The organism is Tsuneonella mangrovi, from assembly GCF_002269345.1.
Classification (GTDB): Bacteria; Pseudomonadota; Alphaproteobacteria; order Sphingomonadales; family Sphingomonadaceae; genus Tsuneonella; species Tsuneonella mangrovi.
On sequence record NZ_CP022889.1, the window covers coordinates 213,572 to 238,275 of the forward strand.

23 protein-coding genes are annotated in these 24,704 nt (G+C 62.2%); 13 read left to right on the top strand and 10 right to left on the bottom strand.

Annotated elements, in window-relative coordinates; all coding sequences use genetic code 11:
- Positions 1–5: 5 nt before the first annotated feature.
- The 4 genes from CJO11_RS01045 to dusB form a co-directional block, all read right to left on the bottom strand.
- The gene (locus CJO11_RS01045; RefSeq protein ID WP_095011042.1) at positions 6–2,213 is read right to left on the bottom strand and encodes a sensor histidine kinase; all 2,208 of its coding nucleotides are present in this window, start codon (positions 2,211–2,213) and stop codon (positions 6–8) included.
- An 81-nt stretch (positions 2,214–2,294) separates the two neighbouring features.
- Positions 2,295–3,707 carry a sigma-54-dependent transcriptional regulator gene (locus CJO11_RS01050; RefSeq protein ID WP_095011043.1) on the bottom strand — a complete coding sequence of 471 codons (1,413 nt, stop codon included), beginning with the start codon at positions 3,705–3,707 and terminating at the stop codon, positions 2,295–2,297.
- Between the two features lie 11 nt (positions 3,708–3,718).
- Positions 3,719–4,780: a two-component system sensor histidine kinase NtrB gene (locus tag CJO11_RS01055; RefSeq protein WP_095011044.1), complete on the bottom strand. Its 1,062-nt coding sequence runs from the start codon at positions 4,778–4,780 to the stop codon at positions 3,719–3,721.
- Positions 4,777–5,793, bottom strand: coding sequence for a tRNA dihydrouridine synthase DusB (dusB, locus tag CJO11_RS01060; protein ID WP_095011045.1), 1,017 nt, complete (start codon positions 5,791–5,793; stop codon positions 4,777–4,779). Before dusB ends, CJO11_RS01055 begins: the two co-directional genes overlap by 4 nt.
- 77 nt (positions 5,794–5,870) lie before the next feature.
- Between dusB and CJO11_RS01065 the strand changes: the two genes are divergently transcribed.
- Together CJO11_RS01065 and CJO11_RS01070 are read left to right on the top strand one after the other, a co-directional pair.
- On the top strand, positions 5,871–7,022 hold the full coding sequence (locus CJO11_RS01065; protein WP_095011046.1) for a bifunctional 2-C-methyl-D-erythritol 4-phosphate cytidylyltransferase/2-C-methyl-D-erythritol 2,4-cyclodiphosphate synthase: 1,152 nt from the start codon (positions 5,871–5,873) through the stop codon (positions 7,020–7,022).
- Between the two features lie 40 nt (positions 7,023–7,062).
- Positions 7,063–7,563, top strand: a complete 501-nt coding sequence (locus tag CJO11_RS01070; protein WP_095011047.1) for a CinA family protein — start codon at positions 7,063–7,065, stop codon at positions 7,561–7,563.
- Here CJO11_RS01070 and CJO11_RS01075 read toward each other — a convergent pair.
- Together CJO11_RS01075 and lipA are read right to left on the bottom strand one after the other, a co-directional pair.
- Positions 7,524–7,985: a type II toxin-antitoxin system RatA family toxin gene (locus CJO11_RS01075; protein WP_095011048.1), complete on the bottom strand. Its 462-nt coding sequence runs from the start codon at positions 7,983–7,985 to the stop codon at positions 7,524–7,526. The genes CJO11_RS01070 and CJO11_RS01075 overlap by 40 nt on opposite strands.
- Positions 7,985–8,911, bottom strand: a complete 927-nt coding sequence (lipA, locus tag CJO11_RS01080) for a lipoyl synthase (protein ID WP_095011049.1) — start codon at positions 8,909–8,911, stop codon at positions 7,985–7,987. Before lipA ends, CJO11_RS01075 begins: the two co-directional genes overlap by 1 nt.
- 60 nt (positions 8,912–8,971) lie before the next feature.
- On the opposite strand from lipA, the gene CJO11_RS01085 reads away from it, so the two are divergent.
- On the top strand, positions 8,972–9,625 hold the full coding sequence (locus CJO11_RS01085; RefSeq protein WP_095011050.1) for a carbonic anhydrase: 654 nt from the start codon (positions 8,972–8,974) through the stop codon (positions 9,623–9,625).
- 36 nt (positions 9,626–9,661) lie between these two features.
- Complete coding sequence (locus tag CJO11_RS01090; RefSeq protein WP_095011051.1) at positions 9,662–10,381, top strand: NYN domain-containing protein; 720 nt, start codon at positions 9,662–9,664, stop codon at positions 10,379–10,381.
- 81 nt (positions 10,382–10,462) lie between these two features.
- Here CJO11_RS01090 and CJO11_RS01095 read toward each other — a convergent pair whose 3' ends face one another.
- Positions 10,463–11,797, bottom strand: coding sequence for a hypothetical protein (locus CJO11_RS01095; RefSeq protein ID WP_095011052.1), 1,335 nt, complete (start codon positions 11,795–11,797; stop codon positions 10,463–10,465).
- 303 nt (positions 11,798–12,100) lie between these two features.
- Between CJO11_RS01095 and gyrA the strand changes: the two genes are divergently transcribed.
- Both gyrA and CJO11_RS01105 read left to right on the top strand, forming a co-directional pair.
- On the top strand, positions 12,101–14,890 hold the full coding sequence (gyrA, locus tag CJO11_RS01100; protein WP_095011053.1) for a DNA gyrase subunit A: 2,790 nt from the start codon (positions 12,101–12,103) through the stop codon (positions 14,888–14,890).
- Entirely contained in the window at positions 14,887–15,729 is an 843-nt protein-coding gene (locus CJO11_RS01105) for a TauD/TfdA dioxygenase family protein (RefSeq protein WP_095011054.1), read from the top strand. The genes gyrA and CJO11_RS01105 overlap by 4 nt, the downstream gene beginning before the upstream one ends.
- Here the strand turns inward: CJO11_RS01105 and CJO11_RS01110 are convergent.
- Positions 15,717–16,364, bottom strand: coding sequence for a lysoplasmalogenase family protein (locus tag CJO11_RS01110; protein WP_095011055.1), 648 nt, complete (start codon positions 16,362–16,364; stop codon positions 15,717–15,719). The genes CJO11_RS01105 and CJO11_RS01110 overlap by 13 nt on opposite strands.
- 101 nt (positions 16,365–16,465) lie before the next feature.
- On the opposite strand from CJO11_RS01110, the gene trmFO reads away from it, so the two are divergent.
- On the top strand, positions 16,466–17,818 hold the full coding sequence (gene trmFO / locus CJO11_RS01115) for a methylenetetrahydrofolate--tRNA-(uracil(54)-C(5))-methyltransferase (FADH(2)-oxidizing) TrmFO (protein WP_095011056.1): 1,353 nt from the start codon (positions 16,466–16,468) through the stop codon (positions 17,816–17,818).
- Here the strand turns inward: trmFO and CJO11_RS01120 are convergent, their stop codons facing one another.
- Both CJO11_RS01120 and CJO11_RS01125 read right to left on the bottom strand, forming a co-directional pair.
- Positions 17,819–18,280 carry an EF-hand domain-containing protein gene (locus CJO11_RS01120; protein ID WP_095011057.1) on the bottom strand — a complete coding sequence of 154 codons (462 nt, stop codon included), beginning with the start codon at positions 18,278–18,280 and terminating at the stop codon, positions 17,819–17,821.
- Between the two features lie 46 nt (positions 18,281–18,326).
- Positions 18,327–18,983, bottom strand: a complete 657-nt coding sequence (locus CJO11_RS01125; RefSeq protein ID WP_095011058.1) for a hypothetical protein — start codon at positions 18,981–18,983, stop codon at positions 18,327–18,329.
- A gap of 91 nt (positions 18,984–19,074) precedes the next feature.
- Between CJO11_RS01125 and CJO11_RS01130 the strand changes: the two genes are divergently transcribed.
- From CJO11_RS01130 to CJO11_RS01155, 6 genes are all read left to right on the top strand, one after another.
- Positions 19,075–20,397 (top strand): pilus assembly protein TadG-related protein, encoded by a 1,323-nt coding sequence (locus CJO11_RS01130; protein WP_095011059.1) that lies wholly within the window; start codon positions 19,075–19,077, stop codon positions 20,395–20,397.
- Entirely contained in the window at positions 20,394–20,846 is a 453-nt protein-coding gene (locus CJO11_RS01135; protein ID WP_095013140.1) for a TadE/TadG family type IV pilus assembly protein, read from the top strand. Before CJO11_RS01130 ends, CJO11_RS01135 begins: the two co-directional genes overlap by 4 nt.
- A 5-nt stretch (positions 20,847–20,851) precedes the next feature.
- Positions 20,852–21,298 carry a TadE/TadG family type IV pilus assembly protein gene (locus CJO11_RS01140; protein WP_169829111.1) on the top strand — a complete coding sequence of 149 codons (447 nt, stop codon included), beginning with the start codon at positions 20,852–20,854 and terminating at the stop codon, positions 21,296–21,298.
- Between the two features lie 228 nt (positions 21,299–21,526).
- Entirely contained in the window at positions 21,527–23,425 is a 1,899-nt protein-coding gene (locus tag CJO11_RS01145) for a pilus assembly protein (protein ID WP_169829112.1), read from the top strand.
- Positions 23,422–24,009, top strand: coding sequence for a TadE/TadG family type IV pilus assembly protein (locus CJO11_RS01150; protein WP_095011062.1), 588 nt, complete (start codon positions 23,422–23,424; stop codon positions 24,007–24,009). Before CJO11_RS01145 ends, CJO11_RS01150 begins: the two co-directional genes overlap by 4 nt.
- The gene (locus tag CJO11_RS01155; protein ID WP_095011063.1) at positions 24,006–24,695 is read left to right on the top strand and encodes a TadE/TadG family type IV pilus assembly protein; all 690 of its coding nucleotides are present in this window, start codon (positions 24,006–24,008) and stop codon (positions 24,693–24,695) included. Before CJO11_RS01150 ends, CJO11_RS01155 begins: the two co-directional genes overlap by 4 nt.
- The last annotated feature ends 9 nt before the right edge of the window (positions 24,696–24,704 follow it).

Consider the following 24,704-nt stretch of genomic DNA (forward strand, 5'->3'; position numbering starts at 1 on the left):
CATGGTCATTCCTCCACCCCCGCGGCTTGCGGGTTGCGGGCGAACCGCATGGTCACCCTGGTCCCGCCGCCGGCGGCATTGGCGAATGTCATTTCCCCCCCATGCTCTTCGACGATCTTGTTCACGATCGCGAGCCCCAGCCCGGTGCCTTTTTCGCGCGTGGTCACATACGGTTCAACGATCCGCTTGCGATCGCGCGGTAGGCCGATTCCGTTGTCCTCCACGGTGATCTCGATATCGGTCTCGTTGCTGCCGACAGCTATGGCGATCCGCCCGCGATAGTCCGGTTCGGCATCGCGTGCGCGCGCCTCGACCGCTTCCGCAGCGTTCTTGAGGACGTTGGTCATCGCCTGGCCGATCTGGTGGCGGTCGCATGCAACCTCGATCGGCCCGTCGCTTTCACTTGCCAGCGTGTAGGCGATATCCGGATGCCCGACTTCCTGCAGGAACAGCGCCTGGCGGATCAGGTCGAGCGCGTCCTCGGGCCGGAATACCGGCTTGGGCAGCCGAGCAAAGCTGGAAAACTCATCGACCATCTTCCTGAGGTCGCCGACCTGCCGCACGATCGTGCTGGTCAGTTCGTCGAACAGCTCACCGTCGGTCTCGATCTGCTTGCGATAGCGACGCTTGAGCCGCTCGGTCGCCAACTGGATCGGCGTAAGCGGGTTCTTGATCTCGTGAGCGATCCTGCGCGCGACGTCGGACCATGCGGCCTGTCGCTGATCGAGTAGCTGGCGGGTAATGTCCTCGAACGTGATCACCCGGCCGTCAGGTGCGGCCGCCACTTTCACCGCGAGTGTCAGCAGCGTTCCGGACTTGTTGTAGCTCACGATCCCGCTCGGCAATCCGGCCTCTACCAGCGCCGAAATCTGCGGTGCGAACCCGTCGAGAGACTGCCCGACGGGCTTTTCGGCGTCGGAACCGAGCAAGAGGTCTTTCCCCGAGCTGTTCATCAGCAGGATCCGCGCGTCGCTGTCGACCGTAATGATCCCGGCGGTGATTGATTCGATGACCGCTTCGATGAACGCGCGACGCTCGTCGAGCTGGTGGTTGGCGGACACGAGTGCGTCGGTCTGCTTTTCAAGTTGCGCGGTCATGCGGTTAAACGCACGATTGAGCATGCCGATTTCGTCGGCCCCCGTGCGGCCTTCGACACGCATGGCGAAGTTGCCGGCACCGACCTTGCCTGCCGCATCGACCAACTCGGTAAGCGGTTTCACCTGGCGGTCGGCGATCCGCAATGCGAACCACACCGCCATCCCGACGAGCAACAGCGAGATAAAGAACAACGCGAGAGTGAAACGAAGCTGGATGGTCTGCGCGCGTTTGGTGAGGACATCGTAGCCGGCTGCGACGGCCTGCGCGTTCCTCCACTGGCTGAAGGCGATCGACTGGGTGTTACGCGCCGCGTAGAGGAAAATCCCGGCCTTGAGGTCGATCGGCGCAATCGCCTCGATCCTTTCGGGATTGCCGCTGACAACGACCTGCTCGCCCTTTTCGAGTTTCGGCAGCGCGGTCTTGGCGAGCCTCTGCGGCTCGTTGTCGGCTTGCAGGTTGGCAATCGCTGCGGTTCTCAGCGACTCGTCGGGCATTCGCTGGAGGATCGCCGACTCGTTGAGTTCGCGTCCTTGCATCTGCTGTCCGTAGAGATCGGCAAAAACCGGGTCAGTCAGCTTGTGGAAGGTAAGGTAGTATCGGATGTCCGATGCCATCGCGGTGGTCTGGTTGGCGACCTGCAACTGGTTCTGTTCGTAGTAGCCACGCGCCAGTGCGTTGGCGTTTTGCATCACGCCGCGAGAATTGTCCGAAAACCAGAAGTCGACACCCGACTGGAACAACGCGGCAGCAAACCCCGCGACCAACAGCGTCGGAATTGCAGCAATCAGCGAGAAGAAGATCACCAGGCGCACGTGCATCCGCGACGTACCGCCTTGCGCCCGCTTCAAGGCCTGCCGCCTGCCACGCAGCATCAGCAAGCCCAGCGCCGGGATCAGTGTCCCAACCAGCAGGAAGGCTACGTTGGCGACCGGGAGCAGGCGTGCACTGCCCGGCGCTGTCGAGAACGCCATCCAGTCGATCCAGACCATCGCGATCAACGCGACGAGCGCGACGACTTCGAGAATTCCGAAAAAGTTCGCGCGCCTGGATGCAACCAGGATGCGGCGCCTCCAGCGTGGGAAACGGGTCAATGAAGTGATTGCCTTGCTGGCCATCGTTGCCCGCTTACAATAGCACTGTTGCAAATTTGCAAGCCTTTTCTGCCGCGCGGCGCGTGCCGTGTGACGAACCGTTCGCTATTTGCGGGAACTTGCCTCGAGATCGATTGCCAGATCGGTGAGCCGCTTGCGCAAGGTGTTGCGGTTGATCCCAAGCAATCGCGCGGCCTGCAACTGGTTCCCGTTGGTCAATCCCAGCGCATGCTCGAACAGCGGCCGCTCGAACTCCGCGATTGCCGCGTGGTAGATGGTTCCGGCCGGTGGACGCGCGGAATTGAGCCAGTCTTCGAGAACGCCCGTGAATGTGGCGCTTGGCTGGCCCTCGTTTTGCCGTCTCGGCGCGCCGAGTACCGCAGTAACCGTTGCGCGGTCGATCATCTCGTTTCGCGCCATCAACGCAAGGCGATAGACTGCGTTTCGCAATTCGCGGACATTGCCCGGCCACTGGTGCTGCGAAAGCTCTTCGAGACCGCGCTCGTCGATCTGCCGACGCGGAAGCCCTTCGTCCGCCGCCTTGGTCAGGAAGTGGCGCACAAGCGCGGGAAGGTCGTCGAGCCGGTCACGCAAAGGCGGAAGCTCGATTGGAACCACATTGAGGCGGTAGAACAGGTCTTCGCGGAATGTCCCCGCAGCAATCATCGGCGCGAGATCGCGATTGGTCGCGGCAACGATTCGCACGTTGGTCGCGATTTCCTGTCGTCCTCCGACACGGCGGATTGTGCCGGACTGGAGCGCGCGTAGCAGGCGGGTTTGCGCCTCGATTGGCATATCGCCGATTTCGTCGAGGAACAGCGTTCCGCCGTTGGCCTGTTCGAACTTGCCGATCGCCTGGGCGATCGCGCCGGTGAACGCGCCCTTTTCGTGCCCGAACAGCTCGCTCTCGATCAGGTCGTGCGGGATCGCGGCGGCGTTGACCGCCACGAACGGACCCGATTTGCGGTGGCCTAGCTGATGGATCGCCTCGGCGACAAGCTCCTTGCCGGTGCCCGATTCGCCTAGGACCAGGACTGTCAGGTCGTTGCGCAACACCCGGGTGATCATCCGGTAGACGCCCTGCATCGGCTGGCTTCGGCCAACTAAAGGCAATCCGTCCCCGGTTTCGTCGTCGCGCGCCTTGCCGGGGCTACCCGGGATGCTTGCCGCTTGCTCTACCGCCCGCACCAGTTCGTCGAGGTCGAACGGCTTGGGAAAGTATTCGAAGGCGGCAATCTCGGTTGCCCGAACTGCGGTATCGAGCGTGTTTTGCGCCGAGAGGACGATCACCGGCAGGCCAGGGTTGGCTTTGCGCACAGCCCCGAGGCTGGCGATTCCGTCGCCGTCTTCCAGCACAACGTCGGTCAGCATTGCCGCGTAGCCGTGCTGTGCCAGCAACCGGTCGCGCCCTGCGATCGATTCGCTGCGATCGACAACGAATCCCTCTTCCTCGAGCGCAGCGGTGATGACCGTCGCGATCGAGGCGTCGTCCTCGACCAGCAGGATACGTTCGCGCATCGGCGATTCTCCTATTTCGCCACCGGAAGGTGGACGCGGAAGTGAGTGAGGCCGGCCTTCTCGTCGCGATCGTGCGCGATGCGCCCTTCCATGTCGCGGACCAGACGGCGGACGAGAGCCAGGCCGAGGCCCTGGCCGTTTTTCTTTGAACTGACGAACGGATCGAACACATGGTCGCGCAGGTCGGGATCGATGCCGGGGCCGTTGTCCGATACAGTCAGCTCGATTGGCAGCCGCACCGAACGTCCGGGGCGGATCGCGTTGAAGATCAACCCGCTTACATAGCGTGTACGCACGGACACTTGCGGTTGATCCTTGTCGGCGCAGGCGTCGCGCGCGTTTGCCAGCAGGTTGATGATCACCTGCTCAAGGCTGTCCTGGTTACCGGAAACTTGCGGGAGCGAGGGATCGAACTCCTCGATGATTTCGACCGGGCCGGCGCTGGCTGCGCGCACGGTCGTAATAGCGTTGCGGATCGCGACGTGGAGATTGAGCGGCGCGTTCGGCTCGACCGACCGGCTGCCGATCCGCTGCATCCGGTCGATCAGCGAGGCGATCCGGTCGACCTCGTTCGAAATCACGTCCGCCAGCGGGCGATCCTTTTCGTCGAGCTTGCGGGCGAGCAATTGCCCGGCGCCGCGGATCGCAGCGAGCGGGTTCTTGATCTCGTGGGCCAATACGGCAGGCGCATGGAGCCCGGCTTCGTGTGGGTCGGCCTCAAGCATCTCGTCCTGCCCCGTGTCGGACAGAGTGACGATGCGCCAGCCTTCGTGCGTCGGGAGCGGTGAGGCGGTCAGGTTGACTTGTTTTTCCCCTTCCCGCGTCGAAATCGCGATTCCGCGTGCGATCAACCGGCCGTCGATGTTGCGCGCATGGGCGCTGACGCGCGGATCGATGATTGCCATCGCATCGTAGAACGATTGCCCGATGAGCCTTGCAGCGCTCAGCCCCAGCATCTCCTCACTTGCCGGGTTGGCTTCGACGATCCTGAGGTCCGGATCGAGCAGGATCATCGCGAAGATCAGCCCGTTGACCTGCGCCCGCAGCGACGGAGCGCCTTCCGCGCCGCTCACGCCGCCGCGCGCCGGAAGAACGGCTCATAGAACCGGTCGATCTCGCCTAGTACCTGCGCAGCATCGTCGATGAAGTTGACTTTGTTGCGGAACTCCGCCGAACCGTGCAGCCCCTTGGTGTACCAGCCGAGGTGCTTGCGGGCCATCTTGACGCCGACGTCTGTTCCATAATGCTCGAGCATTGCGTTGTAGTGTTCGACCAGCACATCGTGCTGCTCGACCAGGTTCGGGTTTGCCAGTGCTTCGCCGGTCTGCAGCCAGTGCATGACCTGCCCCAGCAACCACGGCTTGCCGTATGCGCCCCGCCCGATCATCAGCCCGTCTGCGCCCGACTGTTCGAGCGCTTTGGCAGCGTCATCGATCGAGCAAATATCGCCGTTGACGATCACCGGGATCGACACCGCATCCTTGACCTTGCGCACGAAACCCCAATCGGCGCTGCCCTTGTACATCTGGTTGCGCGTGCGTCCGTGGACGGTGATCATCTTGACGCCGAGATCCTCGGCGATCCGCGAAAGTTCGGGCGCGTTGAGGCTCGCGTGGTCCCAGCCCATCCGCATCTTGACGGTCACCGGAACATCGACCGCCTTCACGGTCGCTTCCATCAATTTCACAGCCAGCGGCACTTCGCGCATCAGCGCGCTGCCGGCATACTGGCCGACGACCTTGCGTACCGGACAGCCGAAGTTGATGTCGATGATCGCCGCGCCGTTCGCTTCCTGAAGCTTTGCAGCTTCAGCCATCGACGCCGGGTCACAACCGACCAGCTGCATTGACACAGGGTCTTCGATCGGGGCCCACGCCGCCTTCTGCACCGACTGGCGGGTTTCGCGGATTGCCGCCTCGCTGGCGATCATCTCGGTAACGTTGAGTCCAGAGCCGTAGCGCCGGACGAGCGCGCGAAAAGGCAGGTCCGTCACGCCGGTCATCGGCGCAAGGATCACCGGCGACGCGATCGTCACCGGGCCGACGCGGATTGGCGCGAGGGTCGGAGGGGCTGGAAGAGTGGTCATTTAGTGGGACGTGCCTAAAATTTGGGCAGCGCATAGTGGATTGCCCACGCGCGCGCAAGTCGGTAGCGCGCAGCCCGATGGCCGTCGCTGCCCCCCTCCCCTCTTTCGCTGCAATCGTGGTCGCAGCGGGCCAGGGTTTGCGCGCGGGGCAACCGCTCCCCAAGCAATTCGCGACATGGCGCGGCAAGCCGGTGGTGCGTCATTCGGTCGAAACGCTGCTGGCCGCCGGTGCGGATCGACTGGTGGTGGCAATTCCGGAGGGTGCGCAGGAAATTGCCGAGGCCGCGCTCGCTGGACTTGCGGGCTATCGCCTTGTGGTCGGTGGAGAGACGCGGCAGGCATCCGTGCTTGCGGGTCTCGAAACGCTGGAGTTTGTCGCACCCGAGCGTGTGTTGGTTCATGACGCTGCGAGGCCGATCGTCCCGTTTGATGTCATCGAGCGGTTGCTGCAGGCGCTTGAGATGTCGCCGGGTGCCATTCCGACGCTGCCGGTGGTCGATAGCCTGGCGATCGACGAAGGCGGGCGAATGGCTGGTTCGGCCGAACGCGAGGTGCTCCGCCGCGTCCAGACCCCGCAGGCGTTTCAATTCGGCGCGATCCTGTCCGCGCACCGTGCCTGGGATGGAGAGCGAACTGCTGGTGATGATGCGCAGGTCTTGCGTGCAGCAGGCGGCGAGGTGGCGCTGGTTCAAGGGGACGAGGCCTTGCGAAAGTTGACCTTCAAGGATGATTTCATGGATGCCCTCCCCCCTGTTCGCACAGGAACTGGATACGACGTGCATCGCCTGGTAGCAGGCGAAGAACTGTGGCTATGCGGCGTTCGGCTCGAATACGACAAGGGACTTGCTGGCCATAGCGATGCAGATGTTGGCCTCCATGCCGTGGTCGATGCACTGCTCGGCGCGGTCGGTGCCGGGGACATTGGCACCCATTTCCCGCCGAGCGATCCGCAATGGCGCGGCGCGTCGTCGTCGAAATTTATCGAACACGCGGTGAAGCTGGTCGGCGAGGCCGGTTATCGCGTGGCCAATGTCGATCTGACCCTGATTTGCGAGGCCCCGAAGATCGGGCCGCATCGCGACGCGATGCGCTCCAGGCTCGCCGACTTGCTCGGGATCGATCAGGCGCTGGCAAACGTTAAGGCGACAACCACCGAGCGGCTCGGGTTCACTGGCCGGGAAGAAGGAATCGCTGCGCAAGCAGTCGCCACGGTTGTTCGCAACGACTAATGTCTCTCCCAAGAATTCGAGTCGTCAGGAGGCCTGCGACATGACCGATTCCGTCCTCCCGCAAGATATCGTCGACCTCGCTCGCCGCGTTGTCGAAGAGAATGCGAAGGTTGGCCGCATGGTTGCCACGGCAGAGAGCTGCACCGGTGGGCTGGTCGCTGCGGCATTGACCGAAATTCCCGGATCGTCCGCCGTGGTCGATCGCGGATTCGTAACCTATTCGAACGAAGCGAAACAGGAATCGCTCGGAGTTTCGAGCGAGTTGATCGAGACTTTCGGAGCGGTATCGGTGGCGTGCGTGTGGGCAATGGCGCACGGCGCGCTCGAACACAGCAATGCCGATGTCGCGGTTGCCATCAGCGGAATTGCAGGGCCGGACGGTGGATCAGAACTCAAGCCCGTCGGCACGGTGGTATTCGCAAAGGCCGTACGCGGTGCTGACGGAGAACCCGAAGGCGAGATGAAGCTGTTCGAAGGTCAGAGCCGCAGCGAAGTGCGCCGTCACGCGACGCTGTGGGCGCTCGAACTGCTGCTGCCGTAGAGTTCGTGCGCGCGCGCTTCGAACGCGGCAACCATCCTGCGAAAAGCGCGGTCGAAATACTGACCGGCAAGCGCTTCGAACACCGTGCTGCGGAAGGTGAAATCGACCGAGAAATCGACCTCGCAGCTGCCGTCGGGCAACTGGTTGAAAGTCCAGAGGTTGTCGAGGTCCTTCATCGGTCCGTCAACGTACTGCACTTCGATGCGGTTGGGCCGGTCCTTGGTGACGCGCGAGGTGAACTTTTCACGCAGCTGTTTGAAGCCGACCAGCATGTCTGCGACCATCTCGGTCTCGCTGTCGGATTTGACGCGGGTGGCGATGACCCAGGGTAGGAACTCACCGTAACGGCCTACATCGGCAACAAGGTCGAACATCTGCTCTGCGCTGTAGGGCAGCAGGTGGACTTCGCGGATGCCGGGCATCAGCCCTGCTGCTTGGCCAGTTTGGCTTCGCGCGCGGCCTTCATCTGCGCGAAATCATCGCCCGCGTGATAGCTCGAACGGGTCAACGGCGTCGCTGCGACCTGCAGGAAGCCCTTGGCCTTCGCGATCGAACCGTAGGCGCTGAATGTCTTTGGATCGACGAATTCCTCGACCTTGGCGTGCTTGGGCGTGGGCTGGAGGTACTGGCCCATGGTGATGAAATCGATATCCGCGCTGCGCATGTCGTCCATCACCTGGTGGACTTCGAGGCGGGTTTCGCCGAGGCCGAGCATGATGCCGGATTTGGTGAAGATCAGCGGATTGTGCGCTTTCACCTCTTCGAGCAGGCGGAGCGACGCGTAGTAGCGCGCTCCCGGACGGATCGTGGGATAGAGCCGCGGGATCGTCTCAAGGTTGTGGTTGAACACGTCTGGGCCAGCTTCGCAGATCTCCGCGATCGACTGTTTCATCCGTCCGCGAAAATCGGGGGTGAGGATCTCGATCGTGGTGTTCGGCGTCTCGCGTCGCAGGGCCTCTATCACCTTTACGAATTGACCTGCCCCGCGATCGGGCAAGTCGTCGCGATCGACGCTGGTGATGACGATATGCTCGAGACCCATCGCCGCGGCGGCTGTGGCCGTGTGCTCCGGCTCGAGCGGATCGACCGGCATCGGCATCCCGGTCTTGATGTTGCAGAACCGGCACGCGCGGGTGCACGTATCGCCCAGGATCATCACCGTGGCGTGCTTCTTGGTCCAGCATTCGCCGATATTCGGGCAGGCAGCCTCTTCGCAAACCGTGTGCAGGTTGAGATCACGCATCAACTGGCGCGTTTCGTTGTAGCCCTTGCTGGTCGGTGCCTTGACGCGGATCCAGTCGGGCTTGCGTTGGCGTTCAGGCCGGGGAGCGGTCGCGAGGTCGTTCATGCCAGCGCACTTAGTATCGGGGCTTGCCAGAGGCAATGCCATGCGGCAATTCGCCGCGCTATGAATACGAAGCCGTCGCTTGAACTCGCCAGCCTGATCGAAGGCTATCGCCGTTTCCGCAGTACGGGATGGACTCCTCGACGCGAACGCTGGGCTGCGTTGAAAGAAGGTCAGGAACCGCGGGTGATGGTGATCGCCTGCTCCGACAGCAGGGTTGATCCCGCACAGATTTTCGATGTCGATCCGGGCGAGATTTTCGTTGTGCGCAACGTTGCGGCGATGGTCCCGCCCTTCGAGACGACCCCCGGCCACCACGGCGTGTCGGCGGCACTCGAGTTCGCGGTCCAGGTTCTGAAGGTGCGCGAGATCGTGGTGATGGGTCACGGGATGTGCGGTGGCTGCAAGGCTGCGCTCAGCCAGGCAATGGCTGGAGCCGAACCGGGACAGGGGGGCTTTATCGCCGACTGGATCGAATTGCTCGACGACGCCCGAGAAGAAGTGGTCCATGCGCACGGCACCGAGGGCCGTGAGGCGGAAAAGGCGATGGAATTGGCGGGCGTGAAGGTCAGTCTCGCAAACCTGCGGACATTCCCATGGGTGGCAGAGCTGGAAGGCCAAGGGAAGCTGACCCTGCGCGGCGCGTTCTTCGCGATTTCGGACGGAGTTCTGCACATCCTCGATGAGGAAACCGGGGAATTCGGCCCGGTCGAATAGCTTGCGAAGTCGGGCATCGCGCCTCATCTGTGACGCATGACTGATTTAAACCAGCGCAACATTGCCCTGCTGATCGACGCGGATAACGCCCGCGCGGAAGGTATCGATCCCGTCCTGACCGTCCTTGCCGAGCTCGGCCAGGTCAACATCCGCCGCGCCTACGGAAACTGGCGCAAGACATCGCTTAAGGGATGGACCGATCGGATCCACCGCTACGGGATCGAGCCGCAACAGCAGTTCGACCTGACCAAGGGCAAGAACGCCACCGACATGAAGATGACGATCGATGCGATGGACCTGCTGTTCGGCGGCCGGGTCCAGGGCTTCGGCCTGATGAGCAGCGACAGCGATTTCATGCCGCTCGCCATGCGTATCCGGCAAGACGGCTATCCGGTCTACGGCTTTGGCCGGGCCAAGACACCCGAAGGGTTCCGCGAAGCGTGCACCCGCTTTATCGATGTCGATGCGTTGATCGATGCCGAGAAAAAGAACGACGGCAAGGCCACCGACGCGGTCAAGGCTGATGGGTTGAGCGACGTCCTGCTCAACTTGCTGATCGATGCATACAATGCCAGCAAACGCGACGAGCGAGGATATGCAAGCTTGTCTGAAGTCGGGCAGCGCGCGGGCAATCGCTCGAGTTTCGATACCCGAAACTACGGCTATGCGCGGCTCAGCGATCTGATCGAGACCTTGCCCAACTTCCAGACCGAGCGACGCGAAGGCAACCAGTTATGGATCAAGCGGCTACGCTGAGCTATCTCCAGCGCTGAATCGACAACGGCGCGCACCCTGATCGGAATGCGCGCCGCTGCTTTTTGTCCGATCGGTGCCGGTTTACTGGCTTGCGTCGCCGTCCGTCGCTGGCGGCGTAGCGGCTGCCGCCGGTTGTGCGGCCGCAGCAGCACTGTCAGCCTGCGACTTGGCATAGGCTGCCCACAACTTGGCAATCGGCTGGCGGTTGCCCTGCACCTTTGCGAAGGACGCTTCGGCTTCGGTGAACTTTCCGGTTCTGACCTGGGCGATCCCCATGCGAGTCAAGACCTGGTTGGCATCCACGCCCGGCAATGCGATGGCCCGTTCGTAGTACCCCAGCGCTTTGGCGGGCTGGTCATAGCTCAGGAAGGTGTCGCCGGCAGCGACAAGCGTAGCAAGGTTGGCGTTCGGCTTGTCGGCATCGCTACCAAGCTCGGGCAATCCGGTCTTGTCTGCCGCCGCCTGTTTTTCAGCCTCAGCCTTGGTCTGCTGGATCGACATGTCGCTGGCACTCAACTGCCCCGCTGCTACACCTTCGTTTATGACCTTCAGGATTTCCGCAGGGACACGGCGAGCATCCCCCGAAAACACGTAGTCGAGGTAATCACGCTTGTTACGCAGCGAGTTGGTTTGCCCAGCAAGACGCATCAGGTCGAGCAACGGCGCTCCGTCGAAGTCATAGAACGTACGCTCGATCGAAATCGCATCTCCCCAAGTGTCCTTTGACGGATAGGTCGAAGCCAGCAGCGCTGCATACTTTAGGCTCGGGTCCTTCAGGTTGGCGCGATAGGCGATCGACAGCGCGCGCTTGATCCAGTCTTCAGGAACGGGCTGACCTTCACTCTGCTCCTTGGCGATCGCAGTATCCATTGTATCGAGCCCCGCCTGGGTCTGGTTTTGCGCAAAATATGCCTCTGCGATCAGGAGGTTGGGATTGGTCTTGGTAAAACCTGCGGCATCCGCTTGCTTGGCGCGCTTGATCGCATCTGCCCAGTCCTGTGCTTGGTAAGCAAGCTGCGCGGCGACGTAGTAGTTGTTGCCGATATTGTCCTGCGGCATCTTGCCGCTATCGAGCATCATGTTCAAACCCTGCCGCTCCATCGCCTGGTCCTGCGCCTTGACCCCCACGTTGTAAGTCAGTTGTCCGGCAATGAGCTTGTCGTCATCGGTCGAGGCAGTGGCGACGACTGCCGGCAGGTCGGCCTTCAGTTCGGCCGGGTCAGCCCCGCCTTGCAGCTTTTTGACAAACGGCTGGTATGCGGCAACGAACGGCTTCGAATAGTCGGGCTTTGCTTCCTTGTCTTTCTTTGCGTAGGCCGGGGTCGCGGCGGCGGTAAGGACCACTGCGGTTCCGGTAGCGAGCGCAACTGCCATGCCGATGCGCGAAACACTGCGGCGCAGGATATTCGAGGACATCAATTCTTCTCCCGTGGGTGGATAGGTTTGCAAGCCCGCAGGGGGTGCAGGCCATAGGTCCGAGCGCGCTACTGCCGCGTTCGACCGAACATTGCAAATCCATTGCTATCTATCCGCTGAATGCCCATTGAACATCACTGAAAGCATCCCGTCATCGCAAGGCTGCGCCGAGCGGCACGCAAGTGTGGAAAACGGCGCGATTTTGCCCCTCTGCAGACCTCGAAAACTGGCCACCAATGGGCCGTTGGCCTAGGCTCAAACCATATCCGGCGCCCTGTGCGCGAAACTGTCAGAAAACATACCTTGAGCGACGAAACCGAAACCCTGAACCCGCCTGCCCCGTCGGGGGACTACGCCCGAGTCGACATCGTCGACGAGATGAAGACGAGTTACCTCGATTATGCGATGAGCGTGATCGTCAGTCGCGCGCTTCCCGATGTGCGCGATGGCTTGAAGCCGGTCCACCGGCGCATCCTGTTCGCTAGCCAGGAAGGCGGCTTTGTCGCGGGGCGCCCATACCGCAAGTGCGCCAAGATCGTCGGCGACGTGATGGGCAACTACCACCCGCACGGCGACAGTGCGATCTACGACGCGCTTGCCCGTATGGTGCAGCCGTGGAGCCTTCGCGTGCCGCTGATCGACGGCCAGGGCAACTTCGGCTCGATGGATCCCGACCCGCCGGCTTCGATGCGCTACACCGAAGCGCGGCTGGCGCGGGTCGCCAATTCGCTGCTTGACGATCTCGACAAGGACACCGTCGATTTCGCCGACAACTACGATGGCTCGCGGCAGGAGCCGACCGTCCTCCCAGCGCGGTTCCCCAACCTGCTGGTCAACGGCGCAGGCGGCATCGCGGTCGGCATGGCGACCAACATCCCGCCGCATAATCTCGGCGAAGTGATCGACGGCTGCCTGGCGATGATCGAGAGCCCGGGCATCACCAGCGAAGAGCTGTGCGAGATCATCCCCGGGCCGGATTTCCCAACCGCGCCGCTGATCCTCGGCAAGTCGGGCGCACGAGCGGCCTACACAACCGGGCGCGGCTCGATCCTGATGCGCGCGCGGCACGAGATCGAGAAGGGGCGCGGCGATCGCGAGTCGATCGTGTTCACTTCGATCCCCTACCAGGTCGGCAAAGCGGGCCTGGTCGAGAAGATCGCCGAAGCGGCGAAGGACAAGCGGATCGAGGGCATTTCCGACATCCGTGACGAATCCAACCGTGACGGCGTGCGCGTGGTCATCGACCTCAAGCGCGATGCCACTGCCGAGGTGGTACTCAACCAGATATGGCGCCATACGCCTGCTCAGGCGAGCTTCCCGGCCAACATGCTGGCAATCCGCAGCGGCCGGCCGGAAACGCTGAGCCTGCGTGACATCATCCAGGCGTTCATTCAGTTCCGCGAGCAGGTCATTACCCGCCGCACCAAGTACGAACTGAACAAGGCACGCGAGCGGGCGCATGTCTTGCTCGGGTTGGTCGTCGCGGTGTCCAACCTCGACGAGGTCGTTGCGATGATCCGCGGATCGTCCAACCCTGCCGAAGCGCGCAGCCGCCTGCTGGCCAAGGAATGGCCAATCGGGGAAATCGCGCAGTACATTGCATTGGTCGAAGCGATCGAGCCGAGCGCCGCCGAAGCGGGCGGCACGTATCGCCTGTCCGAACGCCAGGTCCGCGCCATCCTCGAGTTACGACTCCATCGCCTAACCGCGCTGGGTCGTGACGAGATCGGTGATGAACTCAAGGAGCTGGCGACCGCGATCGAGGAGTACCTCTCGATCCTCGCAGACCGGGTGAAACTCTACGGCGTAATGCGCGAGGAGCTGGAGGAAATCCGCGACACCTACGCCACTCCGCGCGTGAGCGAGATCGCACCCGCTTGGGACGGGCTCGAAGACGAAGACCTGATCGAGCGCGACGAGATGGTCGTGACCGTCACTCTCGACGGTTACATCAAGCGCACTCCGCTCTCCACCTTCCGCGCACAGCATCGCGGCGGCAAGGGCCGCGCGGGGATGGCGACGAAGGAAGAAGATGCGGTTTCGAACATGTTCGTCACCAGCACCCATAACCCGGTGCTGTTCTTCTCGACTGCGGGCAAGGTCTATCGCCTGAAGGTGTGGAAGCTGCCCGAGGGAGGCCCGACCACGCGCGGGCGGCCGATCGTCAACCTGCTTCCGTCGCTCGACGATGGCGAGACGATAGCGGCGGTCCTTCCCCTGCCCGAAGACGAGGATACCTGGGGTGCGCTGTCGGTGGTGTTCGCCACCGCCAAGGGCAGCGTGCGACGCAATTCGATGGACGCCTTCGCCAACATCCCGTCTAACGGCAAGCTGGCGATGCGGTTCGAGGAAGGATCGGCCGACTACCTGATCGGGGTCGCGCTGCTCGATCCGACCGATGACGTGCTGCTCGCCAGCCGCAATGGCAAGGCGATCCGCTTTGCCGGAGAGGACGTGCGTGAGTTCACCAGCCGCACCTCGACGGGGGTGCGCGGCATGAACCTGAAGGACGGCGACGAGGTCGTTTCGCTATCGATCCTGCATAAGGTCGGCACCGAATCCGAGGAACGTGAACAGTACCTGCGGTTCGCACCTTGGAAGGCCGACAAGGAAGGTGAACCCGATCTTTCGGCTGAACGCTTCGCCGAATTGGCGGAAAAGGAACAGTTCATCCTGACCGTGTGCGCCAACGGTTATGGCAAGATGTCCTCGGCCTACGAATACCGCCGGATCGGGCGTGGTGGCCAGGGCATCACCAATATCGACAACATCAAGCGCAACGGCCCGGTCGTGGCGAGCTTTAACGCGACACAGGCCGACCAACTGATGCTGGTGACCGACCAGGCCAAGCTGATCCGCATCGGGCTTGATAGCCTACGTGTGATCGGGCGTAGCTCGGCGGGTGTCAGGCTGTTCGATGTTGCCGAGGGCGAGCAGATTGTCAGTGCGGTGCGGCTGGACGAGCAAGAAGAGCCGGAAGACGAGGCCGAAGAGGCGGTCGTCGAAGAGATGGTGGGGCGCGATAGCGAGCAAACCGAGCCCTACACCCCGCCGCAGAGCGACGACGACATGGAAGGCGGCGGGAACTCGTGACCATCACGGTCGTGCCATCGGGGAAGGCCTGCGGCGCAACCGTAACCGGCGTCGACCTTGCCGGTCCGCTCGATAGCGCGACGATTGCTGCGATCCGCTCGGCATGGCTCGAGCACTTGGTGCTTGCGTTCCCCAACCAGCGGATGGACGACGACGCGCTGGAACGCTTCACCCTGGCGATGGGCGGGTTTGGCGAAGATCCGTTCTTTGCCCCGATTCCAGGGCGGAAGCACATCGCCGCGATCCGCCGCGAGGCCGACGAGACCGCGCCGCTGTTCGCGGAAAACTGGCACAGCGACTGGAGCTTCCAGGACCATCCGCCTGCGGGAACGTGCCTGTTGGCGATCGATGTGCCACCGACGGGTGGCGACACGCTGTTCGCCAACCAGGTCGCAGCGTGGGAGGCCCTGCCCGAAGCGCGAAAGATCGAGATTGGCGAGCTCGTAGCGATACATTCGGCGCGCTACGCCTATGCGCCAGACGGTACCTACGGCGCGAAGGACAAGGGCCGCTCGATGGATATTCGGCCCGGTGAATCCGCGATGGAAACGCGGCTGCACCCGCTGGTTCCCGCCCATCCCGAAACCGGCAAACGCGCGTTCTTCTCGACACTGGGCTACATTATCGGGATCGACGGAATGGCGCAGGAAGACGCCCTCCCCCTCTTGCGCGAGCTGCAAGCCTGGCAGGGCGGCGAGCGGTTCGTCTTTGCCCAGAAGTGGGAGCCGGGGATGCTGGTGATGTGGGACAACCGTTCGGTGCTTCACAAGGCGACTGGCGGCTATGAAGGATACCGGCGCGAACTGCACCGCACGACGATTGCCGCCTACGCTGCGTGATCGCGCCTCAAGCCGCGGATTACCCCCGTGCAGATCATCAACTGGCCCGTGTAGTAGATCGGCCAGATCAGCCACCCGGTGACCGTTTCGGGCAAGACTCCGCCCAGCCGCGCAAAGATCAGCCAGTCGGAGACGACGAACAGCACGGCACCGATCCCGACGCGATATCGACTGAACCGGCTGAGCCATGCGGTCGCGGCCATTCCCCCCAGCGCAAATGCATAGACCGCGACGCCGGGATCGAGTGCCAGCATCCATGAGACAAGCGGCGTCATTACCAGCAGCGCCAGCGCCGCGCCGCGCTGCGATCCAGTCGGGCCTATGCGGCAATTACGCCAGTAGAGCGCGATGGCGAAAAGGTGTCCTGCAAAGAACAGTGCTCCACCGATGACGGTATCGAGCTCCATTGCGACATCGCCCGCCGCCCCCAACGCCATTACCAGCGCCAGCAGCAGCCCGTCGGTCGTGCGCTTTCGCTGGAGCGCGTAGGGCACCAACAGGCCCACCGCGAGTCCCTTGATGGCCATCGCATAGACACCGCCCTGGAGCGTTACCGGCAAGGTGAAAAAGGCGATCGCCGCAGCAATGCTGGCAAGCAGCCAGGGTCGGTTCTCGATCAGGGGGTGTCTCGACACGGGTGCAATGCTCCTCCTTGCAACCGAGTGCCGCAATCGGACATCGTGCGCAATCGCTTGGCGCTTGCCGGGCGGGGATAGCGCGCCTAGTCGGGCAGCCCATGAATCACGACGTCCACATCATCGGCGGCGGCTTGGCCGGAAGCGAGGCAGCGTGGCAGCTCGCGCGGCGCGGATTCAAGGTGCGCCTGTCCGAGATGCGCGGCAGCGGTGAGATGACTCCTGCGCACCAAACAGATGGCCTGGCTGAGCTGGTCTGCTCCAACTCGTTCCGATCCGATGATGATGAGAAGAATGCAGTCGGCTTGCTGCACCACGAGATGCGGCGATTGGACTCGATCATCATGCAAGCAGGTGAAACCGCGCGTGTCCCGGCCGGTTCGGCGATGGCTGTCGATCGCGACGTGTTTTCGGCCGGGGTGCAGCGCACGCTGGAAGAACACCCGAACCTCACCATCGTGCGCGAACGGGTCGATGCCCTGCCCGCTTCCGGACTGACGCTTGTCGCAACCGGTCCGCTGACCGCGAAGTCGCTTGCCCAAAGCATCGCCAATGCGACCGGCGAGGACAGCCTCGCGTTTTTCGATGCAATCGCCCCGATCGTCCATCGGGACTCCATCGACATGGATGTGGCATGGTTCCAGAGCCGCTGGAACAAGGGTTCGGGCAAGGATTACATCAACTGCCCGATGACCCGCGAGCAGTACGCAGCCTTCGTGCAGGGCCTACTCGACGGCGAGAAGACCGAATTCCGCGAGTGGGAGGCCGACACCCCCTATTTCGAGGGGTGTATGCCGATCGAAGTCATGGCGGCGCGCGGACCCGAGACCTTACGGTTCGGCCCGATGAAGCCGGTGGGGCTCGACAATCCGCGCGATGCGACGCCCGAGTTCCCGCAAGGACGCTGGCCATATGCCGTGGTCCAGTTGCGGCAGGACAACAAGCTCGGCACGCTGTGGAACATGGTCGGCTTCCAGACCAAGCTCAAATACGGCGCGCAGGTGGAGCTGTTCCGCACGATTCCGGGCCTTGAAAACGCCGAGTTTGCGCGACTTGGCGGGCTACACCGAAACACCTTCATCAATTCACCGCTCGTCCTCGACCGCCAGCTGCGCCTGAAGGGTGCCGATCACATTCGCTTCGGCGGGCAGATTACCGGGTGTGAGGGGTACGTCGAAAGCTCCGCAGTCGGTTTGTTGGCGGGGATGATGATCGCAAACGAGCTGGCGGGCACCGAGTGGAGCCCTCCCCCGCGCACCACCGCAATGGGCGCGCTGCTGGCGCACATTACCGGCGATGCTGAATCGGATAGCTATCAGCCGATGAACGTCAATTTCGGGCTGTTCCCGCCGCTTCACGAGGTGAAGAAGAAGGCGCGCAAGGAGGCCTACACCGATCGGGCGAAGGCCGATTTCGGCGCATGGCTGGAAGCGATGGACGCCGTTCCCGCCTGATCAGCACTTGCAGGTTGGCTTGCCTTTGGCCGGTTTCGTCGCAGTCGTCGCGAATTCGGCTTGGGTCAGCTCGCCATCGTGGTTCTTGTCGGCCTTGTCGAACCGCTCGGCGGTGACGTGGGCCCATTCCTCGAACGTGAGCAGGTTGTCCCCGTTCGTATCGAGCTTGCGAAAGGCGTCCGAGCGGGTCGAGAGCATCTCGTTACGGGTAATCTTGAGGTCGCGGTTGCGGTCGTAGCGGAAGAAGCGCTGCTGCTCGCGCGTCAGTCCGCTCGCTTCGGGCGGAGTTGGCCCGTGGACATCGCTGGCAATATCTGTCGGCAGGTCGCTCGGATCGGGGATCGGTGGTCCGACCATAGGCGGCGGCGCGCCTTGTTCAACCGCTGCCCTGCCCTGCCACCAGAACAGGCCGATCCCGGCAAACACAAGGGCGAGCACCGCACCCAGGACGAGCCTGTTCATGCGCCTGATTCTCCGGCCGATTGTGCGATCGAGCGGCCATCATAAGCTATCGTCCGAACAAGCCAACCCGCAACGCGAGCATCGCGCCGCTGCGGCCCTCCATGAGCGGCCTCCCGTTTGCCAGCGAGCGGGTTGCAAGGGATTCGAGGATGGCAAGCCCCCGCAGCTGCCTGGGCAAGCGCTTCGGTCGGTCGAACTCGGTTGCAAGAGCGCGTGCTAGGTCCCGTTCCTCGCCGTTCCCGGTGTGCAGGGCGAAGTCTGCCAGTGTCCAGCGTTGTGCGGCGCGCACGCAATCAGCGGCCCATCGATCCATCGCGGCGAGGCGCGCCAACGCAGCGAATGCTTGCGCCCGCCCCTCTGCGAACCGCGCGATAGCGGATTTCGGAAGCGGCGCGTCACCGAGCAATTCCTCCCAAGCATCGACCATTGCCAAGAGCACACCTTCCTGCCCTGTCCAATGTTGGCCAAACGCAGCGAGCAATGGTTCACCCAGCGCCCGCTCCGATGGCTTCAGCCGAAGCTGGTCGCGCCACCACGCCAGCCGCATCTGCGCCAGCAGCGGTTCGCTCGCCTGAGCCACCAATGCTGCGAGCCGTGCATCGAGCGCGAACGCAGCACTTGCTGCCGGCCGGAGCTGGCCGTCCATATAGGCCAGCGCGAGGTTGCGCTCAGGAGGCAGTGGTTCGTTCAAGAGCTCAGGCATTGACGGTCATATTCGATTAACCCTGTTGTTTTGCATCTCGCAAACCCAACTTCTCTAGGGGGTTATCTCCAATCTTGTGCCTGAGGTAGAGATGATCGCCAAATTCAATCGACGGATGCGCGCCCTTGCCAAGAGCACTTCGGGCAACGCAACGATGATGACGCTGTTCGCCATGCCGGCATTGATCGGGGCGACCGGCTACGGCGTCGATACAGCGCAATGGTACATGATGCAGCGCGAATTGCAGCACGCGGTCGACCAAGGGGCGATCGCGGGTGCGTGGTCGCTGGCCTACAAGGATACCGGATCGAGCTACCAGAACCGGGCAACGCGCGAATTCAACGCGAACCTTCAGGTCACCAACGGCAAGGCTGCAACGCCCGACATCCAGCTTGCGTCCTATTCGGGCGGGACCGACAACTCAGTTGTGGTCAGCTCGTATGTCGATGTGGAACTGCCGTTTACCGGTATGCTGATGAACCGCACCAGCCGGATCTATGCCAAAGCCCAAGCGGCCTACAAGGAAGGCACCGATCACAAGGCATGCCTGCGCACGCTGAAGAAAAACGCTTCCGGCACCTTCACGATCGGCAACGGTGCGACGGTTATCGCAAACTGCGGCGTGATGGCGATCTCGTGCGAGCCCGGGGCTGTCCAGTTCGACCAGAACGCCACCATCGACATCAATACGTTGACCGTTTGCAACCAGGACGCAGCCGACGTTTCATCGAACTTCACTGGCAACCTCGTGGTCGATCAGTCGATCGGCAATTACACCAACGACCTGTTCGCCCCGCCTGTGCCGGATGACGAGCCGAGCAAGACCTATGCCTGCTCGAACGGCAATCCCAAGCAGGCCAATCCGACGCCTGGCCTTTATGCCGATGGCATCGTGGTCAAGTGCAATACCACGTTCGCTTCGGGCATATATTACGTGAAGGGCACGCTCGACCTGACCGCCAACGCGGTCGTCGCCGGCTACAAGGTAATGTTCGTCCTGCTTGATGGCGCGAGCCTGAAGCTGGGTGGCAGCGGCGCAAACGGCACCGGCAACGACACCAATGTAAAGAGCTCGCTCAACCTCACGCCGATGCAGTCTTCGGACCTGCTCGCGGCCGGGTACGATTCCGACTTCGCCAGCAAGTACGAGAACATGCTGATCATCTCGGACAACTCGGATATCGAGACGAGCAATATCATCAACGGTAACGCCAACACGCATATCCAGGGCAAGATTCACTTGCCCAAAGGAGACATGACCGTGAACGGTGCTGCGCAGGCTGCTGACGGCCTGTGTTTCCAGATCACGTCCTACACGATCAAGGTGAGCGGTGGCGCCTACCTCCAGACGTTGTGCGACGATAGCGAGACCAATTCCATCAATTCGATCCCCGGCGTGAGGCTGGTGGCATGATCGCGCTGGTGCGCCACCTGAAGCGCAGCCGCACGGGAACGATGGCGGTCGAGACGGCGCTGGTCGCGCCGATCCTGGCGATGATGGCGATCGGCATCTTCGAGGTCGGCACGCTGGTGTCGCGCCAGCAGGAACTGCAGAGCGCCGCCAACGAAGCCGAATCGATCATTATGGCCGCTTCGGCCGGATCGGGCGTGAGCTCTACCAAGCTCAAGGATATGCTTGCAGCATCGACACAGATCCCGGCTTCGGACATTACACTGGCGGGAAAGTATCGCTGCGGAAACTCATCGCAGCTGTATGATTCCGCATCGAGTTGCTCGACCGGGCAGCAGGTCTACCAGTTCGTGCAGGCAACCTTCACCGGAACCTACACCCCGACATGGGCGAACTACGGGATCTCCAAGCCGATCAACTACTCGGTAACACGCCTGGTGCAGGTGGGGTGATGGCCATGCGCAAGATTTTCCGTGCCTTCCGGACCGATCGCCGCGGGGCTGCGCTGGTCGAATTCGCCCTGCTCGCCCCCGCCTTTATCGGGCTGCTGGTCGGCACGGTGATGGTCGGGTTCTATGTCCAGAACTACAACGCGGCGCGTAACATCCTGGCTGATATGAGCCGGTTCGCGATGGTCGAATACCAGCGCGGAGACAAGCTCGACGCTTCCGCCTTGCAGGCACGCGCGGTCTATGTCGCAACGAGCGGCAAGTACAATCTCGATCCGGGCTCGCTGAACGTGACGGTCACGCCAGTCACTACGCAAGTCGACGGCGTGAAGCAGATGCTGGTCAAGCTGAGCTACAAGCCGCCGTTCAATATCCCGCTGGTCGGCCAGGTTGCCCCGTCGATCAACTATCAGCGCGATATCTACATGTTCGATCCGAACTCGACGGTTTCCTGATCCTCAATTCTCGCGATCGTTGGCGGTCTGCGTACTGCGATTTCGCGGTGCAAACAACGCGCACGCCTTTTACCCTGCCCAGGGTTTAATCGCAGGAAGCTGCAATATTAAGTCAAAGAAATCGTTTAACAACAGTATGTTGTTGGCATCGCGTTCGATCACTGAATAGGTCTGGTTAACCTTCTTCGTTCGCGATGCGGACACGCGCGCGCGGGTATGTGCGATGGTGTGAAGGAAGATCGCACCTCGTCTCCGGCAAACTGGAAGGGATTCCTCCAGCGGCTTGCTCGCGACACTGCGGGCAATACGCTGATGATCATCGCTGCCTCGATCGCGCCGCTGGTGGCGATGGTCGGCGGCGGGGTTGATCTTGGCCGTTCCTATCTTGCCCAGGCCCGCCTGCAGCAGGCTTGCGACGCCGGCGTGCTCGCGGCACGCAAGCGCCTTGGTTCGCAAGCAGTCGTGACAGGGGATATTCCGACAGATGTCGCCGATACCGGCAACCGGTTCTTCAACGTCAATTTCGTTTCCGGCGCATATGGCACCAAGAACCGTACATTCGCGATGACGCTCGACACCAACTACGCGATTTCAGGCCACGCGACCGTCGATGTGCCGACGCTGATCATGCAGGCATTCGGGTACAACAACGTGCCAGTGGCGGTGGACTGCCAGGCGCAGATCAACTTCCCCAATACCGACGTGATGATGGTGCTCGATGTCACCGGGTCGATGAACCAGACCAATCCGGGCGACTCGATGTCCAAGATCGACGAGCTCAAGTCCACCGTGCACAGTTTCTACGACCAGTTGCAGGCATCGGCCGCTGCCGGAACGCGAATCCGCATCGGGTTCGTGCCCTATTCGACCAACGTCAACGTCGGGGCGCTACTCGCAGACGACTGGGTAACGAACACGTGGACCTACCAATCGCGCGAATCGATCCCCACCGGGCAAACCGTCGGCAAGCAAACGGACACTACCCCCTTAGTCTACGTGTCGGGCACCAAGACGACCAGCAACGTTTCGACCTACTCGGCCAACCTGGCCGACGGGGTCTATTCTTGCCAGGACAAACCGAGCGATACGGTGACCGTGACCACCAAGCAGATTGGAAGCTCGACGGAGAACTGGGCCGGTCCGCCATCCGGTACCGCGACAGTCAAGACTTACCAGCAGACCACCAACGGCACGACCTATTCGACAGTGCTGGCCGGAACCCAGTGCACGGTCGTCGCAACCCAGATGACCAACTACGTCGAGGCTTACAACGCGGTCACCCATCCGGCGTACGTCACGACATTTTCATGGCGCTACAAGCCCATCACGATGGATGTCTCCGATTGGCGGAATTCGTCGAACGGGTGCATGGAAGAGCGCGATACCTACGAGATTTCCGACTATTCGAACGTCGACCTGAGCAAGGCGCTCGATCTCGATATCGATCGGGTGCCCGACCCGACAGATCCTTCCACCCAGTGGCGGCCGGAATATCCCGGAGTGATCTATGGTCGGTCGAAGAAGTATGACGGCAGCGGATCGTTCACCACCCAGCAAGTTATCACGACCGACGAATACGTAAATCCGGCCCAGCTGGGCACGGCTGCCTGCCCGCCCCCGGCGATGAAGCTTACGCAGCTGACCTCCACCCAGCTCGACAACTACCTCGCGAGCCTCAAGGCGCAGGGAAGCACGTATCACGATATCGGCATGATCTGGGGCGGACGGCTCATCTCGCCAACCGGACTGTTCGCGAGCGAAAACGCCGATGTCAGTCCGTCGTCACCGACCAGCCGCAACCTCATTTTCCTGACCGACGGGATGACCGAGCCCTACGACCTGAGCTATTCGAGCTACGGCTTCGAGCCGGTGGATCAGCGCCGCTGGTCGCCATCCTCCCCGATGACCTTGAAGCAGACGGTCGAGGCGCGCTTCACCTACGTGTGCAACGAAGTGAAGAAGAAGAACATCACCGTTTGGATTATTGGCTTCGGCACTACGCTCAACCCGATCATGAAGGATTGCGCGGGCCCCGGGCACTACTTCGAAGCAGCGGATGCGACCGAACTCAACGCCACGTTTGCGACCATCGTCAATAACATGAGCGACCTGCGGATTCAGAAATGAGGGCGCTTCGCAACCTGTTTGGCGATAGCCGCGGTGCCGCACTTGTAGAGTTTGCGCTGGTCGCTCCGGTGCTGCTGCTGATGGTCCTCGGCATGTTCGAGATGGGCTACAACTTCTATATCCAGTCGCAGCTCCAGGGTGCCATCCAGACAGCCGCCCGAGCCTCGACGATCGAGGGTGCGACGCAAACCTCCAGCCAGATCGATGCCCGGGTCACTAATGCCGTGCACATGCTCAAGCCCGATGCGACGGTGACGTTTTCGCGGCGCGCCTACACCGACTTCAGCGACGTCCACCAGCCGGAAGATTACACCGACATCGACGGGGACGGCATGTGCGACAACGGCGAACCGTTCGAGGATGCCAACGGCAACGGCGTCTGGGATGCGGACCGCGGCGTTTCCGGAGGGGGAGGCGCGCGCGATGCGGTACTCTACATCGTGACGGTGACATATCCCCGCGCCTTCGGTGCAGCCAACTTCGTCGGCCTGTCCCCGACGTTCACGACCCAGGCAAGCACCGTGCTGCGTAACCAGCCCTATGCGGACCAGTATGTGCCGGCCAAAGTGGGGAATTGCCCATGAACGCTGTTCGCAAGCTTTTATCGCGCCTGCGCAAATCGCTCTCGGGTACCGCGGCGACCGAATTCGCGCTCGCGGCCCCGGTCCTGCTTACGGCGGGCCTGTGGGGTGCGGAATCCGCCAACCAGGCGCTCCAGCAGATGCGGGTCAACCAGATCGCAGTGTTGATCGCCGACAACGCCTCGCGCGTGGGCGAAAACTCGCTGCTAGGCGAGACCAAGATCTACGAAAGCGATATCGACGACCTGCTCTACGGCGCAACGGTCCAGGGCGGAAATTCGTTCGACCTCTACAACCACGGGCGGGTGATCCTATCCAGCCTCGAGGTCGTGCCGAACACTGACAGCGATCAATACATCCACTGGCAGCGCTGCGCGGGTATGAAGCATTTCGCATCGACTTACGGCGTCGCGGGCGACGGGCTGAGCAGCGCGTTCCCTGGCATGGGACCAGCGGGCCAGGAAATCACCGCCGACAAAGGCGAGGCAGTGATGTTCGTCGAGGTGGAGTACGATTACCAGCCGATAATTGGCGCGGCATTCACCACCGCGAAAGAGCTGCACGCGATCGCCGCCTTTAACGTGCGGCAGAATCGCGACCTCACGCAAGTCTACCAGCGCGACACCAACAATCCGGCTCCGGTCGCCAGCTGCGACCAATACAATGGAGCATCGGCGCTGGTCAGCTAACGCGGCCAG